Annotated in this window: 1 protein-coding gene; it reads right to left on the bottom strand. The window is 52.0% G+C overall.

What is annotated here, in order from left to right:
* Nucleotides 1-76: 76 nt before the first annotated feature.
* The coding region (gene rplD / locus NBZ85_RS31825) for a 50S ribosomal protein L4 (RefSeq protein ID WP_261563504.1) at nucleotides 77-450 on the bottom strand (374 nt) is incomplete at its 5' end.

The raw sequence follows: 450 nt of genomic DNA, 5'->3' as shown, positions 1-450 counted from the left end.
GTTTTTTCCATCGCAGTAGACGCTTTTTCAGAAACGTGCGGTGCGCGCAGCACCTTCAGCAGACGTTCTTCACGAATCATGCCAGCATCTCCTCAACTTGCTTAACAGCATCAGCAGTCATTACGACTTTGTCGAAGGCGATCAGGCTAACCGGGTCGATACCAGTTGCATCACGTACGTCAACCTTGTGCAGGTTGCGCGCAGCAAGGAACAGGTTCTCGTCCAGCTCACCGGTGATGATCAGCACATCTTCCAGAGCCATGTCTTTCAGTTTCTGTGCCAGCAGCTTAGTTTTAGGCGCTTCTACAGAGAAAGATTCGACAACGATCAGACGATCCTGACGTACCAGTTCGGACAGAATGCTTTTCAGCGCGCCGCGGTACATCTTTTTGTTAACTTTTTGACTGTGGTCCTGCGGACGCGCAGCGAAGGTCACGCCACCTGAACGCC

The organism is Frankia tisae, from assembly GCF_025403405.1.
Classification (GTDB): Bacteria; Actinomycetota; Actinomycetes; order Frankiales; family Frankiaceae; genus Frankia; species Frankia tisai.
Note: the sequence above shows the minus strand (reverse complement) of the source record. Positions and strands in the feature narration are given on the sequence as shown.